19 protein-coding genes are annotated in these 18,830 nt (G+C 70.6%); 6 read left to right on the forward strand and 13 right to left on the reverse strand.

What is annotated here, in order from left to right:
• Positions 1-10: 10 nt before the first annotated feature.
• Both WDZ95_RS13660 and WDZ95_RS13665 read right to left on the reverse strand, forming a co-directional pair.
• A complete protein-coding gene (locus WDZ95_RS13660; protein ID WP_425779221.1) occupies positions 11-607 on the reverse strand; it encodes a MarR family winged helix-turn-helix transcriptional regulator in 597 nt (198 codons plus the stop codon).
• A gap of 68 nt (positions 608-675) precedes the next feature.
• On the reverse strand, positions 676-1,818 hold the full coding sequence (locus tag WDZ95_RS13665; RefSeq protein WP_425779223.1) for an epoxide hydrolase family protein: 1,143 nt from the start codon (positions 1,816-1,818) through the stop codon (positions 676-678).
• Positions 1,819-1,952: 134 nt separating this feature from the next.
• On the opposite strand from WDZ95_RS13665, the gene gloA reads away from it, so the two are divergent.
• Positions 1,953-2,390, forward strand: a complete 438-nt coding sequence (gene gloA, locus WDZ95_RS13670) for a lactoylglutathione lyase (RefSeq protein WP_287469435.1) — start codon at positions 1,953-1,955, stop codon at positions 2,388-2,390.
• 9 nt (positions 2,391-2,399) lie between these two features.
• Positions 2,400-3,011: a glutathione S-transferase family protein gene (locus WDZ95_RS13675; protein ID WP_425779225.1), complete on the forward strand. Its 612-nt coding sequence runs from the start codon at positions 2,400-2,402 to the stop codon at positions 3,009-3,011.
• A gap of 32 nt (positions 3,012-3,043) precedes the next feature.
• Here WDZ95_RS13675 and WDZ95_RS13680 read toward each other — a convergent pair whose 3' ends face one another.
• The 5 genes from WDZ95_RS13680 to WDZ95_RS13700 all read right to left on the reverse strand — a co-directional run bounded on the left by WDZ95_RS13680 (position 3,044) and on the right by WDZ95_RS13700 (position 8,266).
• Positions 3,044-3,769 (reverse strand): dienelactone hydrolase family protein, encoded by a 726-nt coding sequence (locus tag WDZ95_RS13680; protein WP_425779227.1) that lies wholly within the window; start codon positions 3,767-3,769, stop codon positions 3,044-3,046.
• 11 nt (positions 3,770-3,780) lie between these two features.
• Positions 3,781-4,740 (reverse strand): PDR/VanB family oxidoreductase, encoded by a 960-nt coding sequence (locus tag WDZ95_RS13685; protein ID WP_425779229.1) that lies wholly within the window; start codon positions 4,738-4,740, stop codon positions 3,781-3,783.
• A gap of 13 nt (positions 4,741-4,753) precedes the next feature.
• Positions 4,754-5,863, reverse strand: a complete 1,110-nt coding sequence (locus WDZ95_RS13690; RefSeq protein WP_425779231.1) for a Rieske 2Fe-2S domain-containing protein — start codon at positions 5,861-5,863, stop codon at positions 4,754-4,756.
• Between the two features lie 20 nt (positions 5,864-5,883).
• Positions 5,884-6,924, reverse strand: coding sequence for a TRAP transporter substrate-binding protein DctP (dctP, locus tag WDZ95_RS13695; protein WP_425779233.1), 1,041 nt, complete (start codon positions 6,922-6,924; stop codon positions 5,884-5,886).
• A gap of 121 nt (positions 6,925-7,045) precedes the next feature.
• Positions 7,046-8,266 carry an FAD-dependent monooxygenase gene (locus tag WDZ95_RS13700; RefSeq protein WP_425779235.1) on the reverse strand — a complete coding sequence of 407 codons (1,221 nt, stop codon included), beginning with the start codon at positions 8,264-8,266 and terminating at the stop codon, positions 7,046-7,048.
• An 86-nt stretch (positions 8,267-8,352) separates the two neighbouring features.
• Between WDZ95_RS13700 and WDZ95_RS13705 the strand changes: the two genes are divergently transcribed.
• On the forward strand, positions 8,353-9,255 hold the full coding sequence (locus WDZ95_RS13705) for a LysR family transcriptional regulator (RefSeq protein ID WP_425779237.1): 903 nt from the start codon (positions 8,353-8,355) through the stop codon (positions 9,253-9,255).
• A 12-nt stretch (positions 9,256-9,267) separates the two neighbouring features.
• On the opposite strand, the gene WDZ95_RS13710 is transcribed toward WDZ95_RS13705, so the two are convergent.
• The 4 genes from WDZ95_RS13710 to dctP (WDZ95_RS13725) form a co-directional block, all read right to left on the reverse strand.
• Positions 9,268-10,545: a hydroxymethylglutaryl-CoA reductase, degradative gene (locus WDZ95_RS13710; RefSeq protein WP_425779239.1), complete on the reverse strand. Its 1,278-nt coding sequence runs from the start codon at positions 10,543-10,545 to the stop codon at positions 9,268-9,270.
• Positions 10,546-10,580: 35 nt separating this feature from the next.
• Positions 10,581-11,897 carry a TRAP transporter large permease gene (locus WDZ95_RS13715; protein ID WP_425779241.1) on the reverse strand — a complete coding sequence of 439 codons (1,317 nt, stop codon included), beginning with the start codon at positions 11,895-11,897 and terminating at the stop codon, positions 10,581-10,583.
• Positions 11,894-12,406: a TRAP transporter small permease subunit gene (locus WDZ95_RS13720; protein WP_425779243.1), complete on the reverse strand. Its 513-nt coding sequence runs from the start codon at positions 12,404-12,406 to the stop codon at positions 11,894-11,896. The genes WDZ95_RS13715 and WDZ95_RS13720 overlap by 4 nt, the downstream gene beginning before the upstream one ends.
• A gap of 74 nt (positions 12,407-12,480) precedes the next feature.
• Entirely contained in the window at positions 12,481-13,518 is a 1,038-nt protein-coding gene (dctP, locus tag WDZ95_RS13725) for a TRAP transporter substrate-binding protein DctP (RefSeq protein ID WP_425779245.1), read from the reverse strand.
• 171 nt (positions 13,519-13,689) lie between these two features.
• Between dctP (WDZ95_RS13725) and WDZ95_RS13730 the strand changes: the two genes are divergently transcribed.
• A complete protein-coding gene (locus WDZ95_RS13730) occupies positions 13,690-15,084 on the forward strand; it encodes a PLP-dependent aminotransferase family protein (RefSeq protein WP_425779247.1) in 1,395 nt (464 codons plus the stop codon).
• Positions 15,085-15,106: 22 nt separating this feature from the next.
• Here the strand turns inward: WDZ95_RS13730 and WDZ95_RS13735 are convergent, their stop codons facing one another.
• Entirely contained in the window at positions 15,107-15,721 is a 615-nt protein-coding gene (locus tag WDZ95_RS13735) for an FMN-dependent NADH-azoreductase (RefSeq protein ID WP_166228501.1), read from the reverse strand.
• Positions 15,722-15,842: 121 nt separating this feature from the next.
• On the opposite strand from WDZ95_RS13735, the gene WDZ95_RS13740 reads away from it, so the two are divergent.
• Entirely contained in the window at positions 15,843-16,793 is a 951-nt protein-coding gene (locus WDZ95_RS13740; RefSeq protein ID WP_425779249.1) for a LysR family transcriptional regulator, read from the forward strand.
• On the opposite strand, the gene WDZ95_RS13745 is transcribed toward WDZ95_RS13740, so the two are convergent.
• The gene (locus WDZ95_RS13745; protein ID WP_166228505.1) at positions 16,768-17,661 is read right to left on the reverse strand and encodes an RNA polymerase sigma-70 factor; all 894 of its coding nucleotides are present in this window, start codon (positions 17,659-17,661) and stop codon (positions 16,768-16,770) included. The genes WDZ95_RS13740 and WDZ95_RS13745 overlap by 26 nt on opposite strands.
• Before the next feature lie 176 nt (positions 17,662-17,837).
• Between WDZ95_RS13745 and WDZ95_RS13750 the strand changes: the two genes are divergently transcribed.
• Positions 17,838-18,764: an AraC family transcriptional regulator gene (locus WDZ95_RS13750; RefSeq protein WP_166228507.1), complete on the forward strand. Its 927-nt coding sequence runs from the start codon at positions 17,838-17,840 to the stop codon at positions 18,762-18,764.
• Positions 18,765-18,830: the final 66 nt, after the last annotated feature.

Consider the following 18,830-nt stretch of genomic DNA (forward strand, 5'->3'; position numbering starts at 1 on the left):
GGGCCAGCGCTCAGCGCGTGTGCGTGTTCTTGCGGTGCGCCGGCTTGGTCACCGCGGCGGCGGTCGACTCGGGGTCGTACTCGTTGACGTAGGGAATGCGGGCCGTGGTCCGCTGCAGCAGGTCGACGAGCACGTCGATCTCCTCGGGGCTCAGGTCGGACAGCAGGCGGCGCTCGCGCTCGAGCGCCACCTGGATGATGCGGTCGTGCAACTCGTAGCCCGCGGGCGTGAGCTCGAGCACGTTGCGGCGCGCATTGGTCGGGTCGACGGTGACGCTGAGGTAGCCCTTTTCTTCCAGGCGGCGCGACTCGCGGCTCACCGAGGCCTTGTCGATGCCGATCACCGTGGTCACGCGCGCGGACGCGATGCCAGGCTCGATCGCCACCATCGCGAGCACGCGCCATTCGATGATGCCGATGTCGAAGCGCTTGAGGTAAAGCCGCGACGCGCCGCTGGACAGCTTGTTGGCCAGGACGGTGAAGTAATACGTGACGTAGTACGAGAGGTTGAGCACCTCCCGCTTGGGGCGGCTACGGGGTGCCGCCTTCTCTTTCGCCTTCTCTTTCGCCTTGCCCGCTGCCGCAGGCTTGCCCGCCGTCTTGCTCATTCCGATGGTCCCTGGTCACGTGCTGTGACAACGGATGTACTGTACAAGCTCCCCGGGCAGCCCCGCCTTCACAGGCCGTTGGCGAACGCCGCGATGTCGTCGGCGAGCAGCTCGGGCACCTCCAGGCCGGGGAAGTGGCCGCCGCGCGGCAGCGCGGTCCAGCGCACCACGTTGTAGGCCTTCTCCACCAGGCCGCGCGGCGGGGGCACGAACATCGGGTCGCGCGTGGCGGCGAAGGCCACCGGCACGTTCACGCGCTGGCCACCGGGGTAGCCGGGCGGGCCTTCGGCGGTGAGCGCGCGGTAGATCCAGATCGACGACGCGGCGGTGCCGGTGACCAGGTAGAGCATCACGTTGCGCAGCAGCCGGTCGGCCAGCTCGGGCGTGCGGAACAACGCCGACGGATCGCCCTGCGCCGGGTCGCTCCAGGCGGCGAACTTTTCGAGCATCCACGCGAGCAGCCCCACCGGGTTGTCGGCCAGCAGGAAGCCCGCGGTCGCCGGTCGCGTGGTCTGCAGGCGGAAGTAGGCGCCGTCGTCCTCGAAGCGCTCGCGAAAGCCCGCGAGCCAGGCCTGCTCCTCGGGCTCCTTGACCAGGCCGGCCACGAAGCGCGGGCTGACCATGGTCATGTGCACCCCCGCGCAGTGCGCGGGCTGGTCGAAGCCCAGCCAGGCGGACACGATGGAGCCCCAGTCGGCGCCGTGTGCCACGTAGCGCGCATGGCCGAGCACCTCGGTCATGAGCGCATGCACCGAGCGGGCCACCGCGCGCGGTCCCATGGGCTGTTCGGGCGTGTCCGAATAACCGGTCCCGGGCAGCGAGACCACCACCACGTCGCGGCCGCCGTCGTCCGCGCCGGCCACGCGGTCCGCCACCTCGAGGTATTCGAGAAAGCTGCCCGGCCAGCCGTGCACCAGCACCAGCGGTGCGCGGTCGCTGGCGCGGGCAGCACGCACGTGCACGCCATGCAGCACCGTGCCTGCGGCCTCGGCTTTGAAGTGCTCGCGCTGGTTCAGCCGCGCTTCCTCGGCGCGCCAATCGAAGTGGTTCAGCCAGCGGTCCGCCAGGTGGCGCACCGTTTCCGCCTCGGCCCCGCAAGACCAGCCCAGGCCGGGCGGCACATGCGGCCAGCGGTATTCGGCGAGCTGGCGGCGGATGCGGCTGAGAACGGCCTCGTCGGCGTGCGGCGTGAAGGGGATGGCGGTGGCCATGGCGGTCTCCTGAATGGGGGCTTGTTGAATGCGGAAGGCCTGAGCATAATGTTGCAACCTCAACGTTGCAATACCAACTGCAAACCGATCGAGGCCACGAACCGGACAACCCCGCCACGAAGGAGACAACCGTCATGAGCAGCCCCGAGCAACAACCCGCGCAGCATCCCCGGCACCGCGTGATGCACACCATGGTGCGCGTGCGCGACCTGGAGCAGTCGCTGGACTTCTACACCCGCCTGCTGGGCATGAAGCTGCTGCGCCGCAAGGACTACCCCGAAGGCCGCTTTTCGCTGGCCTTCGTGGGCTACGGCGCCGAGATCGACCACGCCGTGATCGAGCTGACGCACAACTGGGACCAGGACAAGCCCTATGAGCTCGGTGGCGGCTACGGCCACATCGCCATCGCGGTGGACGACCTCTATGCCGTCTGCGCGGATCTCAAGGCCAAGGGCGCGAACATCGTGCGTGAGGCCGGCCCGATGAAGAACGACACGCTCCACCTGGCCTTCGTGCAGGACCCGGACGGCTACAAGATCGAGCTGATCGACGCCAAGACCGTGGCGGCCTGAGGGAACGGCATGATCACCTTCTACACCTACCCCGGCCCCAACGCGCGCAAGGCGCAGATCATGCTCGAGGAGTCGGGCGAGGCCTACCAGGCCGTCACCGTCGACATCAAAAAGGGCGAGCAGTTCGACCCGAAGTTCCTCGCCATCTCGCCGAACAACAAGATCCCCGCCATCGTCGACCACACGGCGGACGGCCCGGTACCGGTGTTCGAGACCGCGGCCATCCTCACCTACCTGGCGGAGAAGAGCGGCCGGCTGTTGCCCGCCGCGGGCGCGAAGCGCTACGACGTGCTGGCCTGGCTGGTCTGGGGCACGGGCTCGGTGGGCGGCACGCTGCCGCAGTTGCATCACTACAGCGATCTGCCCGATCGCGTGCCCGGCACGGTCGAGCGCTTCAACACCGAGGCGGTGCGGCTCTTCAAGGTGCTCGAGCGGCGGCTGCAGCAGAACGAGTACATCTGCGGCGATTACTCGATCGCCGACATCCCCACCTTCTGCTCCACCGCGGGCTGGCTGCAGCGCGTCAAGGGCTGGTCGGATGGCGCGCTGGGCGACACGCCCGCGATCGATCGCTGGCTCAAGGCCGTGGCCGCGCGCCCGGCGGTGCAGCGCGTGGGCTGACACGCCGCGGGGGCGGCGCCCGCCCCCGCCCTTCAGAGGCAGCGCGCGAACAGCGCTTCGAGGCGTTGCCAATGGCGCTCCGCGCTGACGGCGTCGTAGGCGTGCGCGCGCTGCGGAAACACGAAGCCGTGCTGGGCGCCCGGGTACCACTCGAGCGTGTGCGGCGCACCGCTGGCGCGCAGCTGCCGTTCGAGCTCGGCCATCTCGGCCGGCGGCGCCCATTTGTCGATCTCGGCGCAGGCCACGTAGGTCTCGCAGCGCAGGCGCGCTGCAAGGCGGTGCGGCGAATCGGGCGCCTCGGTGACCATGTTGGCGCCGTGGATGGACGCGATGGCGGCGATGCGATCGGGGTAGCGATCGGCCGCACCGATGACGAAGGGGCCGCTCATGCAATAGCCCACGGCGCCGATGCGCTCGCGCCGCGCCGCGCGGTCGCTGTCCACGAAGTCGAGCATCGCGCCGGTGTCGCGCTGCACCATCGCGATGCTCAGGCGGCCCATCATGGCGCGCAGGATGTCCATGCCGGCCTCGCCGGGCTGCAGCACGAAGCGGCGCGTCTCGCGGTAATAGAGGTTGGGCATGAGCACCAGGTAGCCCAGGCCGGCCAGGCGGCGCGCCATATCGCGCAGTTCGTCGCGCACGCCGAAAGCGTCCATGTAGAACAGCACCACCGGGTGCGGCCCGGGTCCGTCGGGCACGAACCGCTCGGTGTTCATCACGCCGTCGGGCGTGTTCAGGTCGATGACGCTTTCCTGCACTGTCGAAGTCCTCAAAGATCGAGCACGAGCTCGGGGGTTTTGGCGCGCGAGCAGCACAGCGCCATGCACTGGCCGCTGGCGCGCTCGCGTTCGTCAAGGTAGCTGTCGCGGTGGTCGGGCACGCCCGCCAGCACGCGCGTGACGCAGGTGCCGCAGACGCCTTGCTCGCACGACACCGGCACCTCCACGCCGGCCTCGGCCAGCGCTTCGTGCACCGCGCGGCCCGGCGCCACGCGCACGCGCAGGCCGCTGCTGGCCACGACCACGTCGAAGGCGGCATCGCCGGCCTGCACCGCGGGCGATTCGGCGCTGAAGCGCTCCACGCACACCTGTTCATCGCGCCAGCCCTGCGCGCGGGCCGCGGCCAGCACGTCGGCGATGTAGCCCGCCGGGCCGCACACGCACAGGCGCGCGCGCGCATCGGGCCGGGCCAGCACGCGCTCGAGCGCGATGCGCGCGCAGCCCGGGTCGCCGCTGGCGTGCACATGCACGCGGTCGGCATAGCCCGCGGTGGCGAGCCGCTCGCGAAAGGCGGCCGTCGCCGCATGGCGCACGCTGTAGTGCAGCGCGAAGGAAGCGCCATCGGCGTGCAGCTGCTCGGCCATGGCCAGCAGCGGCGTGATGCCGATGCCCGCGCCCAGCAGCAGCGTGTGCGAAGCCGGCGCGAGCGCGAACAGGTTGCGCGGCGTGCCGATCTGCAGCACCGCGCCTTCGTGCACCGCTTCGTGTAGCGCCACCGACCCGCCGCGCGAGGGCGCGGCACGCTGCACGCCAAGCAGGTAGCGGTCGCGTTCCCAGGGCGCGTTGCACAGCGAGTACTGGCGCACCGCACCACCGGGCAGGTACACGTCCACGTGCGCACCGGCGCTGAAAGGCGGCAGCTCACTGCCATCGATCGCACGCAGCTCGAACACCGCCACGGCCGCGCCGTCGAGCGTCTTGCGCGCGACCCTCACGTCGAGGCCGCTCATGACCGGGTCGCCCTCAACCCGGCGTCGCGGTCGCGGGCTGAATCGGCACCACCGGGCGGACCGCGGCGTCCTGCTGCGCCTTGTGGGCCACCTGCCGCGCCTCGGCCTCGGCCATGCGGCGCACGATGCGGCGCAACTGCACGCGGGTGGCGTCGGACACGATGTCGACCAGGCCGTCTTCGCCGAGCTCGTTCAGGCGCGCCTGCTGCCCTTCGCAGATCAGCTTGTCTTCCATGAAGGCTTCGGAGATGTGGTCCATCAGCGCCGCGGTGGCCGCCTCGTCTTCGGGCCGATAGCCGTTGGCCGGTGCAAAGAAATAAAAGCACGTGTTCTCGGTCTCGGGCGTGAGGCCGTGGAAGATGCGCAGCGAGAAGCCGCCGCTGCGGTGCCCGTGCTCACGCGCGCCGGTGCCGGCGTCGACCGCGCCGCTCCACTGCAGCACATTGCTCGGCGGCGAGAACTCGAACTCCTGCCAGCGGTCGACGCGGCCCTGGAACGGCACGGCGGCGAGGTAGGTCGGCGGCGGCACCGAGTTGAGCATCCAGCGCACGTACTTGATGCTGTCGTCGGTCTTGGTGACGTCCATCAGCGCCTCGACGTGCGTGAGCGGGTTGCCGCCGATGGTGGAGCCGTGCACGTAACCCAGGTGGGTCAGGTCCATGAGGTTGTCCACCATGAGCATGTAGCCGGCCTTGATGTGATAGAAGCCGCGGTGGTGGGGCCAATTGGCGTGGTCGTCGTTGTAGGGGTAGTCGACGATCTTCGACGGGTCGGCGAGCTCGGGGTCGCCCATCCAGATCCAGATGAACTCGTTCTTCTCGACCACCGGGTAGGCGCGGACCTTGGCGCGCGCGGGGATCTTGTCCTGCCCGGGAATGTGCACACAGCGGCCCGCGCAGTCGTGCACCACGCCGTGGTAGCCGCACTGCAGGCCGGCGTCCACCACCACGCCCATGGACAGCGGCGCGGCGCGGTGGCAGCACTTGTCCTCGAGCGCCGCGATCTGCTGCGTCTGTTTGTCCCGGAACAGCACCACCGGCTGGTCGCAGATGCGGCGCGCGAAGGGTTTGTCGGCGACCTCGTGGCCCCAGGCGGCGATGTACCAGGTGTTCAGGATGAACATGGCGCTTCCTTTCTCTTGTCTCAGCTCTTCGAGTACTTGGCGATCAGCGACTTGGCCGTCTGCAGCAGCCTCTCGCCGTCGTAGCCGCGCTTGTTCATGTCGGCCACCCACTCTTCTTTCACCGGACCCGCGAGGCGGATGAACTCCTGCGCATCGGCCTTGGAGATGGTGTGGATGGTGTTGCCGCGGTCGGCCACGGCCTTGCGGCCGATCGCGTCGCTGGACTGGGTGATGGTGCCGAACTGCGCCGAGGTCTCGATGCCCGAGTTCGCGTCGATCACCTTCTTCAGATCCGGCGGCAGCGACTCGTACTTGCTGCGGTTCATCGCCATCACAAAAGTGCCGGTGTAGAAGCCGGGCACGTCGTCGGCGAAGTCGGTCGAAAACTTGGTGAGCTCGTGCACCTTGACCGACGGCACCACGTCCCAGGCCGTGGCCACGCCCTGGATGGTGCCCTTGGACAAGGCGTCGGGGATGCCTGGCAAGGGCATGCCCACCGGCACCGCGCCGTAGGTGGAGAGCTGGCGCGTGATCAGGCGCGACGGCGCTCGCAGCTTCATGCCCTTGAGATCGGACACCGTCCTGATCGGCTGCGTGGTGTGGAACGAGCCGCGGCCGTGCACGTGCAGCGCGAGCACCTTGGTGTCCTTGAACTCGTCGGGCGCCTGGGTCTGGATGTACTCCCAGTAGGCGCGCGAGGTGGCGCCGGCCTCGGACATCATGAAAGGCAGCTCGAACACCTCGCCGCGCACGAAGCGACCGGGCATGTAGCCGGGCAGGGTCCAGACGATGTCGACCACGCCGTCGCGGGCCTGGTCGTAGAGCTGTGGCGGCGTGCCGCCCATCTGCATGGCCGGGTAGGCCTCGAAGCGGATGCGCCCGCCCGCGTCTTTTTCGACTTTCTCCATCCAGGGCTTGAGCATGAGCGTCCACACGTTGGACGTGGGCGCCATGAAGGTGTGGAAGCGCAGGGTGACCGGCGCCTGGGCATGGACGCCGGACAGCGCACTGCCCAGCGCCACGGCGGCCGACGATTGCAGGAACTGACGTCGTTGGATCATGTTGTCTCCTTCGGGGGTGGATGAGCGCCCGGATCTTTTTGTCCGCTGCGGCAAATGTTCCTACTGCAACGTTGCAACCGCAACATATGGAATGCCCTCTTGACAGATCGCCCGCGCCGGATCAAGCGGGATGCGGCGCCGTCTCCACGTCGACGCTGGTGGCGTCGTAGGAGAACAGCCAGTCGTAGCGCTGCTGCACGCGCTCGGGCGACCATTCGCGGTTCACGTAATCGGCCGCGCCCTCGGCACTGGCCAGGCGCGGGTCGTGAAAGCGGCGCGCGTTGTCGGCCGAGCCGCGCACGATGCGCGCGGTGCGCTCGTGGCGCAACGCCTCGAAGCGGCGGAAGGCCTCGGCCGGGTCGTCGGGCCGGGCGGCAAGACAGCGCGCCACCACCACGCCGTCTTCGATGGCCATCATCGCGCCCTGCGCGAGGAAGGGCAGCGTGGGGTGGCAGGCGTCGCCAACCAGCGTGGCGCGGCCCTCGCTCCAGCGCGGCATGGGATCGCGCCCCAGCAGCGCCCAGCGGTACGGCTGTTCGATGGCGCGCACGATGGCGTGCACGTCCTCGTGCCAGTGCGCGAAGTCGCGCAGGCATTCGTCGACCGTGCCGCGGGTGTTCCACGACTCGTCGGTCCAGCCGGGCTTCTCGACCACACCGACGAAGTTGAGCAACTCGCCGCGGCGCACCGGGTAGGTGACCACGTGCGCCCCCGGCCCCACCCAGTTGGTGCCCACGGGCGCAGCCAGGTGCGCGGGCAGGCGCGACATCGGCACCAGGCCGCGCCAGGCCATGCAGCCGGTGAACCAGGGCACGCCAGCGCCGAACAGGCGCTCGCGGCAGGCCGAGTGGATTCCGTCGGCGCCGATCAGGGCGTCAAAGTGCTGCGCCCCGTGGCCTTCGACCTCGAGCCACACGCCGTCGCCCTGTTCCTCGTGGCGAAGGTAGCGCCCGCCCGCATGGATGCAGCCCGGCTGCGCCGCGAGCACCGCCTCGGCGAGCACCCGGTGCAGGTCGGCGCGGTGCAGCATGAGGTAGGGATAGCCGTAACGCGCCACCGAGCTCTCGCCGAGGTCGAACAGCGTCCAGCGCTGCCCGGTGCTCCAAAGGCGGATCTGCTTGCCCGCAGGCGCGCTCGCCACCTCGCGCACCGCGGCCTCCAGGCCCAGCGCGAACAGGCAGCGCGTGCCATTCGCGCTCACCTGGATACCGGCCCCCACCTCGCCAAAGGCCGGGGCCTGCTCGAACACCTGCACTTCGGCGCCTTCGCGCAGCAGCGCCAGCGCCGCCGTCAACCCGCCAATGCCCGCACCGATCACCGCCACCCGCAACCGCTTCGCCATGTCACCGCCTTTCATGAAGCGGCATTGGAGCGCGCCGGGGCCCGCCGGTGAAGTTTGACTATCTGATCGACTGATATGCTGCGCTTATGAATCTCAGCCTGCGCCAACTCGAGGCCTTCGTGGCGATCGCGCGCTGGCGCAACCTCACGCGCGCGGCCGACCAGATCCACATCACCCAGGCCGGCCTGAGCCTGATGCTGCGCGACATGGAAACGCAGCTCGACTGCCGGCTGTTCGAGCGCACCACGCGCTCGGTGTCGCTCACCGAGGGCGGCGCGCGCCTGCTGCCGCTGGCCGAACGCACGCTGCGCGACTTCCGCGAGGTCAGCGGCCAGCTGGGCAAGCTCACGGCCGAAGCCGCGCGCACCGTGAGCGTGGCGGCCACACCGCTGGTGGCCGCCGACGTGCTGCCCCAGGTCTGCGGCGAACTGGCGCACAGCCACCCGCAGCTGCGTGTGGTGGTGAAAGACGTGGACCGGCGCCAGATCCAGCCCCTGGTGGACAGCGGCGAGGTCGACCTGGGCCTGGGCATCCTGTTCCGGCCCTCGCCCACCACGGTGCGCGAGCGGCTGCTGCGCCTGCCCCTGGTGTGCGTGGGCGCGCGCGGCAGCCTGCAGCCGCTGCTGGGGGCGCGTGGCACCCTGAGCTGGGCCGCCTTGCGCAAGGTGCGCCTGCTGGCGCTGCCACCCGGCAACGCCATCCAGCAGATCGTGGACGCCCAGCTCGCGCCCGCTGCCCCGGCCGAAGACCGCCCCACTTTCGCCAACCTGCACACCGTGATCGCCATGGCGGAGGCCGGCCTGGGCGTGGCCGTGCTGCCCGCGTTCGTGCGCGGCACCTGCGAGCGCCACGCGGTCGACGTGCACCGCATCGGGCCGCCCGCGGTGTCGATCGAGTTCTTCTCCATCGCGCGCCGCGGCAGCGTGCTCACGCCGGCGGCGGTGCCGCTGCTGGCCGCACTCAAGGCGCGGCTGGCGCGCTTCGCCTAGCGGCGGTGCGCCTCAGCCCGCGCGCAGGGCCTTCAGTTCTGCCTCGGCCACATCGATGCGCACCGTGCCCTTGGCCACCAGCACGCGCGCCACGCGCTCGATTTCCTCGCCGAGGGCGCCGGCCATCATGGCAATGTTCTGTGCGTGCAGCGCCATGTGCCCCTTCTGGATGCCGGTGGTGGCCAGCGCCTTCATGGCGGAGAAGTTCTGCGCCAGGCCCACGGCCGCGATGGTGCGCGCCAGCGCTTCGGCGCTGCGCACGCCCAGCACCTTGAGCGCGATCTTGGCCGTGGGGTGCAGCTTGGTGGCGCCGCCCACCAGGCCCACGGCCATGGGCAGTTCGATACTGCCCGCCAGATCGCCTTCGGCCGTGACCTCCCAGTGCGTGAGGCTGGCGTAGCGGCCGTTGCGCGCGGCGTAGGCGTGGGCGCCGGCCTCCACCGCGCGGGTGTCGTTGCCCGTGGCCAGCACCACCGCGCTGATGCCGTTCATGATGCCCTTGTTGTGCGTGGCCGCGCGGTAGGGGTCGGCATCGGCGAAGTGGTAGGCCGAGAGCATGCCGTCGCGCACCGCTTCGCCGCCGATGGCGGCCAGCGGCCACACGCAACGCGCGCGCGCCAGGCGCCGGTCGGCGAGGTTGGAGAGGATGCGCAGGTTGGTGCGCCCCCCGGTCCAGCCCGCGATCTGGGGGGCGAGTTTCTCGGCCATGGTGTTCACCGCGTTCGCGCCCATGGCGTCGCGCGTGTCGACCACGATGTGCGTGATCACCATGGTGCCGCCGCGCGTCTCGAGCACGCGCACCTCGAGGTCGCGGAAGCCGCCGCCGAGCTGCAGCAGCACGGGGTCGCAGGCGTCGCAGCTGGCCTGCACTTCGGCCTTGCGCTCAAGGATGCGCAGCCGCGCGAGCTGCGGATCGCCCACGCCGGTGAGCTGGATCTGGGCAATCATCAGCGTGCCCGACATCGAGGTGGTGAAGCCCCCGGCGTCGTAACACTGGCGCGCGGCATTGCACACCGCGGCCACCACCGAGGATTCTTCGGTGGCCATGGGAATGAGCCGGTCTTCGCCATCGATGCGCATGTTGGTCGCGATGCCCACCGGGATGTTCATGGTGCCCACCACGTTCTCGATCAGGTGGTCGGCGAGTTCGGCGGGCAGGTTGCCGGTGTCGAGCAGGTGCGCGCACTCGCCCGGCTCGAGGCCGGCGAAGCGCGCCACGGCCTCGACACGATCGGCGATGGGCAGCTTGTGAAAGCCGGCGATGCGGCTGCTGGATGCGGGAGTGCTCATGGGCGGTCTCGTGCGGAGGAAGAAAGGGAAAGGGATCAGCGCGCCGCCATCAGGCGCGGCAACCAGGTGATGAGGTCGGGGAAGGCGGCGCAGACCAGCAGGCCCACGAACTGCAAGCCGAAGAAGGGCAGGATGCCGCGGTACACGTGGCCCATGTCCAGGTGCTTGGGCAGCGTGCCCTTGATGTAGAACAGCGTGTAGCCGAAGGGCGGGCTGATGTAGCCCATCTGGATCGTGATCGCGTAGAGCACGCCGAACCAGATCTCGTCGAAGCCGAGCAGGCGCACGATGGGCAGGAACACCGGCACGGTGAGCAGGATGATGCCCAGCTCGTCGAGCACCGTGCCCAGGAAGATCAGCAGCAGCATCATGGCCGCGAGCACCACCCAGCGGTTCACCTCCAGGCCCTTGATGAACTCGAGCAGGGTGTCGGCGCCGCCGAGGCCGGTGAAGATCGCCACGTAGGCCTTGGCCCCGATGGTGATCCACAGGATCATCGAGGTGGCCTTGAGCGCGTCCACGCCTGCCTCGCGCAGCATGGGCAGGCGCAGCCGGCGCTTGAGCAGGGCCGGTACCATGGCGCCGGCCACACCCACGGCGGCCGATTCGGTGGGCGTGGCCACGCCGAAGAAGATCGAACCCAGGATCAGCACGATCAGCATCGAAGGGAACACCAGGGCCTTGAGCGCGAGCAGCTTGTCGCGCAGCGGCGCGCGCTGCGCGCCCGCCTCCAGCGGCACCCACTCGGGTTTGAGCCAGCCCACCACCACGATGTAGGCGATGTAGAGCACCGCCAGGATCAGCCCGGGCACGATGCCGGCGATCAGCATCTGGCCGATCGAGACCTGCGCCGTGACCGCGTAGACGATGGTCAGCACCGAGGGCGGGATGAGGATGCCCAGCGTGCCGGCGGCGCAGATGGTGCCCAGTGCGAGCTGGGGCTGGTAGCCACGGCGCAGCATCTCGGGCAGCGCGAGAATGCCCATCGCCGTGACGGCCGCGCCCACCACGCCGGTCATGGCCGCCATCACCACGCAGATGATCACGGTGCCGATGGCCAGGCCGCCGCGCAGGCCGCCGAACCACAGCGCCATGGCGCGGTAGAGGTCTTCGATCACGCCCGAGCGCTGCAGCACGCAGGCCATCAGGATGAACAACGGGATCGCCAGCAGCGCCTCCGACTTCATCGTGTCGAAGATCTGCAGCACCAGCACGATGACCGCGCTGGGCTCCCACAGCGTCACGGTGAACAACAGCGACAGGCCGCCCAGCACGAAGGCGATGGGCAGGCCGCTGAGCATGAACAGCGTGAGGCTGCCGAACATCAGCAAGAGCACCAGGTTGCCGCTCATGCCGCCCCCTGCACCGGTTCGCCACAGAGGGCGTGCACGAACTCCACCAGCGCCTGCAGCAGCATCAGCAGCAGCGCGACCGGCACCGCGGCCTTCACCGGCCACACGGGCGGGTTCCAGGCCGAGAAGCTGGTCTCGCGGTACTCGAAGGCGCTGAGCGCCGCGGGCACGCTGAAGTACAGCAGGATGGCGCAGAACACCACGATCACCGGGTAGTTCACCAGGTCGAGCCGGCGCGTCCAGGCGGGGCTCAGGCGCTGGCGCAGCAGGTCGAGCGCCACGTGGCCCTTGAGGTGCAGCAGGTAGGGCCCGCCGAACAGGAAGTAGGGGCCGAACAGCAGCACGGCCAGTTCCATGCCCCACACCGTGGGGGCGTTGAAGCAGTAGCGCATCACCACCTCATAGAGCATCACCGGCACCACGATGGCCATGCCCCAGACGGTGATCTGGAACAGCCAGCGGTTGGCGGTGGTGATGGCGCGGGTGGTGGCAGACAGCCAGACGGGCATGCCGGGTCTCCTGGGTCGGGGCGCGCGGCGCCACGCCGCCGCGGGGGCGGCGGCGCGGTCCGCGGCGGCGGGGTTCAGCCCAGCAGGCCGAGCTCTTTCATGAACGCGACCTGGCTGTCCAGGATGCGCGTGGCCAGGGCGTCGCCCTTGGTGGCGGTGCGCCAGGCCTCCATGGCCTTGGGCCGTGCGGCGGCCACGTCGGCCGGGTTGAAGCGGATGATTTCGCAGCCCTTGGCCGCGTACTTCGCGAGCACCGTGGCGTCGCTCACCAGGATGTGCTGGCGCAGCGAGGCCGAGACCTCGCGCGCGGCCCCCGCGAGCGCCACCTTGAACTCGGCGGGCAGGCGGTCGTGCGCACCGCGGTTGGCCACGTAGGCGGTGGCGGTGGTGGGCTGGTGAAAGCCCGGCACCACCACGAACTTGGCCACCTCGGCCAGGCCGGCCTCGAAGTTGGCGGTGAGGTCGCCGCGGTCGGCCATGTCGATCACGCCCTTGTCGAGCGCGGAATACACCTCGCCCGTGGGCAGCGGCGTCACCGCCACACCCATCGCGCCCATCACGGTGGAGGCCAGGCCCACGAAGCGGCCCTTCTTGCCCGCGAGGTCGGCGATCTTGCGGATCGGCACCTTGGAGTGCAGCGGCTCCTGGCCGTACACCGTGGGCGCGATGTAGTGCAGGCCCGCGGGCGCGTAGGCCTGGCGCACCAACTCGAGACCGCCGCGCTCATAGAACCAGGCCTCGTACTCGTCGCTCTCGGCAAAGCCGAAGGGGATGGTGCTGGTGAAGGCGAAGGCAGGAATCTTGCCGGCCTCGTAGCCGTCGAAGGTCTTCATCATTTCGAAGGCACCGCCGCGCACGGCGTCGAAGGCCTGGGCAGCGGGCACGATCTGCCCGGCCGCGAACAGGTTGATCTTGAAGCGCCCGCCCGTGAGTTCGGCCACGCGCGCCACGAAGCGCTCTTCGTACTTCTGCGGCGTGGTGCCGCCGTCCCACAGGGCCTGCATGCGCCAGGTGACGGCGGGCGACTGCGCGTGCAGCGCCAGGGGGGCGGCCGCGCTGGCGGCCAGGGCGGTCTTGAGCAGACCGCGGCGTGGGATCGCTGGGGGTTTCATGGCTTGTCTCCAGAGGCTTGTGGTTGTTCGCCCGCCCATCGGCCGGGTCGTGCGCAAGGCCTGCGCTGCGCAAAAGTCTATGGACGCGCGCCCATGAGCATGGGTACAGTTTGGACACAGATCCACAAACTGTGTCCATCGGTCGATGGACACAATCCCCGAGGCCCGCGCATGGAAACGCCCACCCCGCACACCAAGGCCGAGGCCCTCACCGCACGGCTGGCGCAGGCCATCGAACAGGGGGGCCTGCCCGCGGGCAGCCGCCTGCGATCGGTGCGCGACGCCGCGGCCAAGGAAGGCCTGGGCGTGAACACCGTGGTCGAGGCCTACAACCGGCTGGTGGCGCGCGGCTACGCCGAGGCGCGCCCAGGCTCGGGCTTCTACGTGCGCCGCCTCGCGCGCTCGCGCACCGCGGCGGCGCCTTCGCACGTGAGCGAAGCGGTGGACGTGGTGTCGCTGCTGCGCGAGCAGCTCGAACAGCACTACGAGGTGCGCGTGGGCGACGGGCGCCCGCCGGCCTCGTGGATGGAAGGCTCGGACATCGCGCGCCAGCTCAAGCTCGCGCGCGGCAGCGACGCGCCCGACCCGGGTCACGGCTACGGCTCGCCCTGGGGCTATGCGCCCTTGCGCGACACGGTGGCGCGGCTGCTCAACGAACGCGCGATCCACGTGCACGCGCGCCAGGTGCTGCTGACCCAGGGCGCCAACCACGCGCTCGACCTGATCGTGCGCCACCTGCTCGAGCCCGGCGACACGGTGCTGGTCGACTCGCCGGGCTACTACCCGCTGTTCGGCAAGCTCAAGCTGGCCAAGGTGAAGCTGCTGGGCGTGCCGCGCCTGCCCGACGGGCCCGACCTCGGCGTGCTGGAGGCGCTGCTGCGGGCCCACCGGCCGCGGGTGTTCTTCACCCAGTCGCTCGCGCACAACCCCACGGGCGGCTCGCTGAGCCTGCCCAAGGCGCACAAGCTGCTGCAGCTCGCGGCCGAGCACGACTGCCTGGTGGTGGAGGACGACCCCTTCGCCGATCTGCAGCCCGCGGGCGCGCCGCGGCTGGCCGCGCTCGACCAGCTCGAGCGCGTGATCTACGTGAGCAGTTTTTCCAAGACGCTGTCGGCCGGCCTGCGCGTGGGCTACATCGCGGGGCCGGCGCAGCACATCGGCGCGCTGTGCGATCTCAAGATGGTGACCATCGTCTCGACCTCGGATTTCGTCGAGCGCGTGGTGCACCAGCTGGTCACCACCGGCCAGTACCGGCGCCACCTCAACCGGCTGAAGGCGCGCCTGTCCGAGGCCTTCCTGCCGGCCACGCGGGCGCTCACGCGCGCCGGGGTGCAGGTGCAGCCCGCCGACCCGGCGGGCTACTACCTGTGGGCCACGCTGCCGCGCGGCCTGTCCGAGCTGGCGCTGGCGCGGCAGGCCGCGAAGGCGGGCATCTTCCTGGCCCCGGGCTCGGTGTTCTTCCCCGAGCGCCGGGCCGACGTGGCGGCCGTGCGCGTGAACGTGGCCTACGCCAGCGACCCGCGCTTCCTGCGTTTTCTGGCGGCTGCGGTGAAGGCGGCGCGCTGAGCGGGCCGCCGCGCGGCCGGCCTCAGGCCGCGACGGGCTCGAGCAGGGCGTCCACCTCGGCCTCGGCCGCGGCCAGCGCGCGGCCGCGCGGTTCGTCGCCCATGGCCAGGCCTTCGGCGTGCACGAAGCGCACGTCGCTCATGCCCAGGAAGCCCAGGAAGTTGCGCACGAAAGGCGTCTGCGTGTCGTGCGGCTGGCCCTTGTAGAGACCGCCGCGCGCGGCGAACACGTAGACCTGCTTGCCCTTGACCAGGCCCTCGGGGCCGTTGGCGGTGTAGCGGAAGGTGATGCCGGCGCGCGCGATCTGGTCGAAGTAGGCCTTCAGCGTGGACGGGATGCCGAAGTTGTAGAGCGGCAGGCCCAGGGCGATCACGTCGGCGCCTTGCAGCTCGGCGATCAGCGCATCGGACGCGGCCACCAGCGCCTGCTGCTCGGGCGTGCGCTGCTCGGCGGGCGTGCCGAACGCGCCCACGTGCGCCAGGCTCAGGTGGGGCAGCGGCTGCGCGGCGAGGTCGCGCACCACGACGCGGCCTTGCGGGTTCGCGGCCTGCCATTGCGCCACGAAGCGGTCGGCAAGGCGGTTGGACTGGCTGTTGTCTTGCAACAGGCTGGAGCGGATCAGGAGCAGGGTGGACATGGCGGTGTTTCCTTGAAGGGGTGGGTGGCCGGGGGCCATGCAGGCATTGAAACATCGGCTGAGTCCATGGAAAAGCGCAAAATCTCGCTCTGATCCATCGAACCAGCCGATACATCACGCCATGAACCACCCCCGCGTCACGCTCGACCAATGGAACGCCCTGGTGGCCGTGGTGGAGGCGGGCAGCCATGCGCGCGCGGCCGAACGGCTGCACCGCAGCCAGTCGTCGGTGACCTACGCGGTGCAGCAGATCCAGTCGCAGCTGGGCGTTCAGGTGTTCGAACTCGACGGCCGCAAGGCGCGGCTCACGCCCACGGGCGAGCAGCTGTACCAGCGCGCGCGCTACCTGGTGGCCGAGGCGCAGGCACTGGAGTCGGCCTCGGGCTGCCTGTCGCTGGGCTGGGAGGCCGAGCTGCGGCTCGCGGTGGAGGTGATCTACCCCAACCAGCGCCTGTTCGATTGCCTGGAGCGCTTCGGCCAGAGCGCCTCGCACACGCGCGTGGAGGTGTTGGAGGCCGTGCTCGGGCACCGCACCACGCTGCTCGACGAAGGCAAGACCGACCTGGCCATCTACGGCAGCGTGCCGCAGGGCTACGAGGGCGAGCACCTGATGCGCGTGCGCTTCCTGCTCGTGGCGCACCCCGACCACGCGCTGCACCGGCTGGGCCGCGCGGTCACGCTGCGCGACCTGCGCCAGCACCGCCACCTCGTGGTGCGCGAGACCAGCCCCGAGCGCACCACCGCCACCAGCCTGCAGGCGCCGCAGCGCTGGACCGTGGGGCACCTGTCGACCTCGATCGAGGCCGCGCGCCGCGGCCACGGTTTCGCCTGGTTGCCCGAGGAACGCATCGGCGACGAGCTGCGCTCGGGCCAGCTCAAGCCGCTGCCCATGCGCCACGGCGGCGAGCGCTTCGCCGACCTGTACCTGATCTTCGGCGACCGCAGCGCCGCCGGCCCGGCCGCGCTGCGGCTGGCCGAGATCCTGCGCGCGGACGCGCTGGGCGCTGTGGCGGGCGCGGCGCCCACTGCTGCGGTGCCGGCGCCGCTCAGGCCGAAGCGGTCCCGCCGCTGAGCCCCTGCGCCAACCGCGCGAGCTTGTCGGGGTTGCGCTGCACGTGGATGCCCACGACCCGGCCATCCGCGATCTGCAGGCTCTGCGCCGATTCGAGCGCGCCATCGATCCAGCGCAGCAGGCCCCATTCGCCGTTGAGTCGCACCAGCGCATAACGCACGCGCTGCGGAAAACGCAGCGCCGCAGCCAGGTACAGCTGGGCGATGCGCTGGCCGCCGAGCAGCGGCACACCGAAGCTGGCGACCTTGCCACCGCCGTCGCTCACGAGCTGCGCGTCTTCGGCCAGCACCGCCTTCAGGCCCGCGATGTCGCCATTCGCGGCCGCATCGGCGAAGGCCTGCAGCAGGCGCCGCTGTTCATCGGCCGGCACCGGCCGGCGCGCGCGGCCGTCTTTCACCTGCACGCGCGCGCGGTGCACGAGCTGGCGCACCGCGGCCTCGCTCTTGCCGAGCGCGGTCGCGATCTCGCCGTAGTCGGCCTCGAAGACCTCGCGCAGCAGGAAGGCCGCGCGCGATTCGGGCGTGAGGCGCTCGAGCACCATCAGGAAGGCCACCGAAATGTCGTCGGCGCGTTCGAGCATCTGCTCGGGCGAGTGCGGCGCGTCGGTGAGGATGGGCTCGGGCAGCCAGAAGCCCACGTAGTCCTCGCGCCGTGACTGCGCGGCGCGCAGGCGGTCGATGGCCAGCCGCGTGGTGACCGAGACCAGCCAGGCCTCGGCGTTGTCCACGCCCGCGCGCTCGGTCTGGTGCCAGCGCAGCCAGGCGTCCTGCACCACCTCCTCGGCGTCGGCGGCGCTGCCGAGCATGCGGTAGGCGATGCCACGCAGCCGGGGGCGCAGGCGCACGAAGGGGTCGGGTTCGGGGGTCATGACGCACCAGACGGATGGACCGCGGCGATTGTGACGCCGCCCCGACGGGCGGCTGTCACGATGCTCCGCGAAGCTTGCCCATTCCTGCAAACCACGGCCAGACAAAACCCCAGCGGCGCACGCCCGCGCGGCGCATGCCCGATCATCGCGGCTCCGCCCTGCCCCAGAGCCTCACCATGCTGCCACCCCAGGACGCCCTGCGCGAGATCAACGACGCGATTGCCCGATCCACCGAGGCCGACGGCCTCACGCCGACCGCGGTCGACCACCTGTTCTTCGCGCGCCAGAGCTCGCCTTCGCTGCCGCTGCACATTGCGCAGTGGCCGTGTTTTGCGCTCGTCACCCAGGGCAGCAAGCGGCTCACGCTGGGCGACGAGGTCTACCACTACGGCGCGGGCGACTGCCTGCTGGTGACGCTGGACCTGCCCGTGGTCTCGTGCATCGTCGAGGCCACGCCCGAGCGGCCCAAGCTCGCGCTGGGCATGGCGATCGACCCCGGGCGGCTGCAGGAGGTGCTCTCGCGCGTGAGCCTGCCGCCCGAGGCGCTGCGCGCCGAGGGCGGGCGCGGCGTGGCCGTGCACAAGGCGCCGGCCGAGCTGCTCGACGCCACGCTGCGCCTGGTGCGCCTGCTCGAGCGCCCGCAGGACATCGCCTCGCTCGCGCCCCTAATCGAGCAGGAGATCCTCTACCGCCTGCTCACCGGGCCGCACGGCCCGACGCTGCTGCGCATCGCCTCGGCCAACAGCCCGGCCAACCGCATCGCCAAGGCCATCGCCTGGCTGCGCCAGCACTACGCGCAGCCGCTGCGCATCGAGGCCCTGGCGCAGCACGTGGGCATGAGCGCCTCGTCGCTGCACCACCACTTCCAGCAGGCCACGGCGATGTCGCCGCTGCAGTACCAGAAGCGGCTGCGCCTGCAGGAGGCGCGACGCCTGATGCTGGTGGACGACCTCGACGTGGGCAGCGCGGGCTACCGCGTGGGCTACCAGAGTCCCTCGCAGTTCAGCCGCGAGTACAGCCGCCAGTTCGGCCTGCCCCCGCTGCGCGACGTGGAACGCGCGCGCGGCCGCAGCGAGGGCTACATCCCCGTCACCGCCGCCTGACGCCCCGCAACCCAGGGGCGCCGCGGAACCGGCTTTGCCGGGCCGCTGGCGCCGCCCCCTCGAGGG

Source organism: Hydrogenophaga sp. T2 (assembly GCF_049843535.1).
Lineage (GTDB): Bacteria > Pseudomonadota > Gammaproteobacteria > Burkholderiales > Burkholderiaceae_C > Hydrogenophaga > Hydrogenophaga crocea.

What these genes read in the sequence shown, in the direction of transcription:
- WDZ95_RS13720 (WP_425779243.1), bottom strand. Translation starts at nt 12,406, where the DNA reads ATGCCCGTCTGGCTGTCTGCCACCACCCGCGCCATCACCACCGCCAAC.
- WDZ95_RS13710 (WP_425779239.1), bottom strand. Translation starts at nt 10,545, where the DNA reads ATGAGCACTCCCGCATCCAGCAGCCGCATCGCCGGCTTTCACAAGCTG.
- WDZ95_RS13665 (WP_425779223.1), bottom strand. Translation starts at nt 1,818, where the DNA reads ATGGCCACCGCCATCCCCTTCACGCCGCACGCCGACGAGGCCGTTCTC.
- WDZ95_RS13685 (WP_425779229.1), bottom strand. Translation starts at nt 4,740, where the DNA reads ATGAGCGGCCTCGACGTGAGGGTCGCGCGCAAGACGCTCGACGGCGCG.
- WDZ95_RS13730 (WP_425779247.1), top strand. Translation starts at nt 13,690, where the DNA reads ATGGAAACGCCCACCCCGCACACCAAGGCCGAGGCCCTCACCGCACGG.
- WDZ95_RS13705 (WP_425779237.1), top strand. Translation starts at nt 8,353, where the DNA reads ATGAATCTCAGCCTGCGCCAACTCGAGGCCTTCGTGGCGATCGCGCGC.
- WDZ95_RS13745 (WP_166228505.1), bottom strand. Translation starts at nt 17,661, where the DNA reads ATGACCCCCGAACCCGACCCCTTCGTGCGCCTGCGCCCCCGGCTGCGT.
- WDZ95_RS13750 (WP_166228507.1), top strand. Translation starts at nt 17,838, where the DNA reads ATGCTGCCACCCCAGGACGCCCTGCGCGAGATCAACGACGCGATTGCC.
- dctP (WP_425779233.1), bottom strand. Translation starts at nt 6,924, where the DNA reads ATGATCCAACGACGTCAGTTCCTGCAATCGTCGGCCGCCGTGGCGCTG.
- WDZ95_RS13740 (WP_425779249.1), top strand. Translation starts at nt 15,843, where the DNA reads ATGAACCACCCCCGCGTCACGCTCGACCAATGGAACGCCCTGGTGGCC.
- WDZ95_RS13660 (WP_425779221.1), bottom strand. Translation starts at nt 607, where the DNA reads ATGAGCAAGACGGCGGGCAAGCCTGCGGCAGCGGGCAAGGCGAAAGAG.
- WDZ95_RS13675 (WP_425779225.1), top strand. Translation starts at nt 2,400, where the DNA reads ATGATCACCTTCTACACCTACCCCGGCCCCAACGCGCGCAAGGCGCAG.
- dctP (WP_425779245.1), bottom strand. Translation starts at nt 13,518, where the DNA reads ATGAAACCCCCAGCGATCCCACGCCGCGGTCTGCTCAAGACCGCCCTG.
- WDZ95_RS13690 (WP_425779231.1), bottom strand. Translation starts at nt 5,863, where the DNA reads ATGTTCATCCTGAACACCTGGTACATCGCCGCCTGGGGCCACGAGGTC.
- gloA (WP_287469435.1), top strand. Translation starts at nt 1,953, where the DNA reads ATGAGCAGCCCCGAGCAACAACCCGCGCAGCATCCCCGGCACCGCGTG.
- WDZ95_RS13715 (WP_425779241.1), bottom strand. Translation starts at nt 11,897, where the DNA reads ATGAGCGGCAACCTGGTGCTCTTGCTGATGTTCGGCAGCCTCACGCTG.
- WDZ95_RS13735 (WP_166228501.1), bottom strand. Translation starts at nt 15,721, where the DNA reads ATGTCCACCCTGCTCCTGATCCGCTCCAGCCTGTTGCAAGACAACAGC.
- WDZ95_RS13700 (WP_425779235.1), bottom strand. Translation starts at nt 8,266, where the DNA reads ATGGCGAAGCGGTTGCGGGTGGCGGTGATCGGTGCGGGCATTGGCGGG.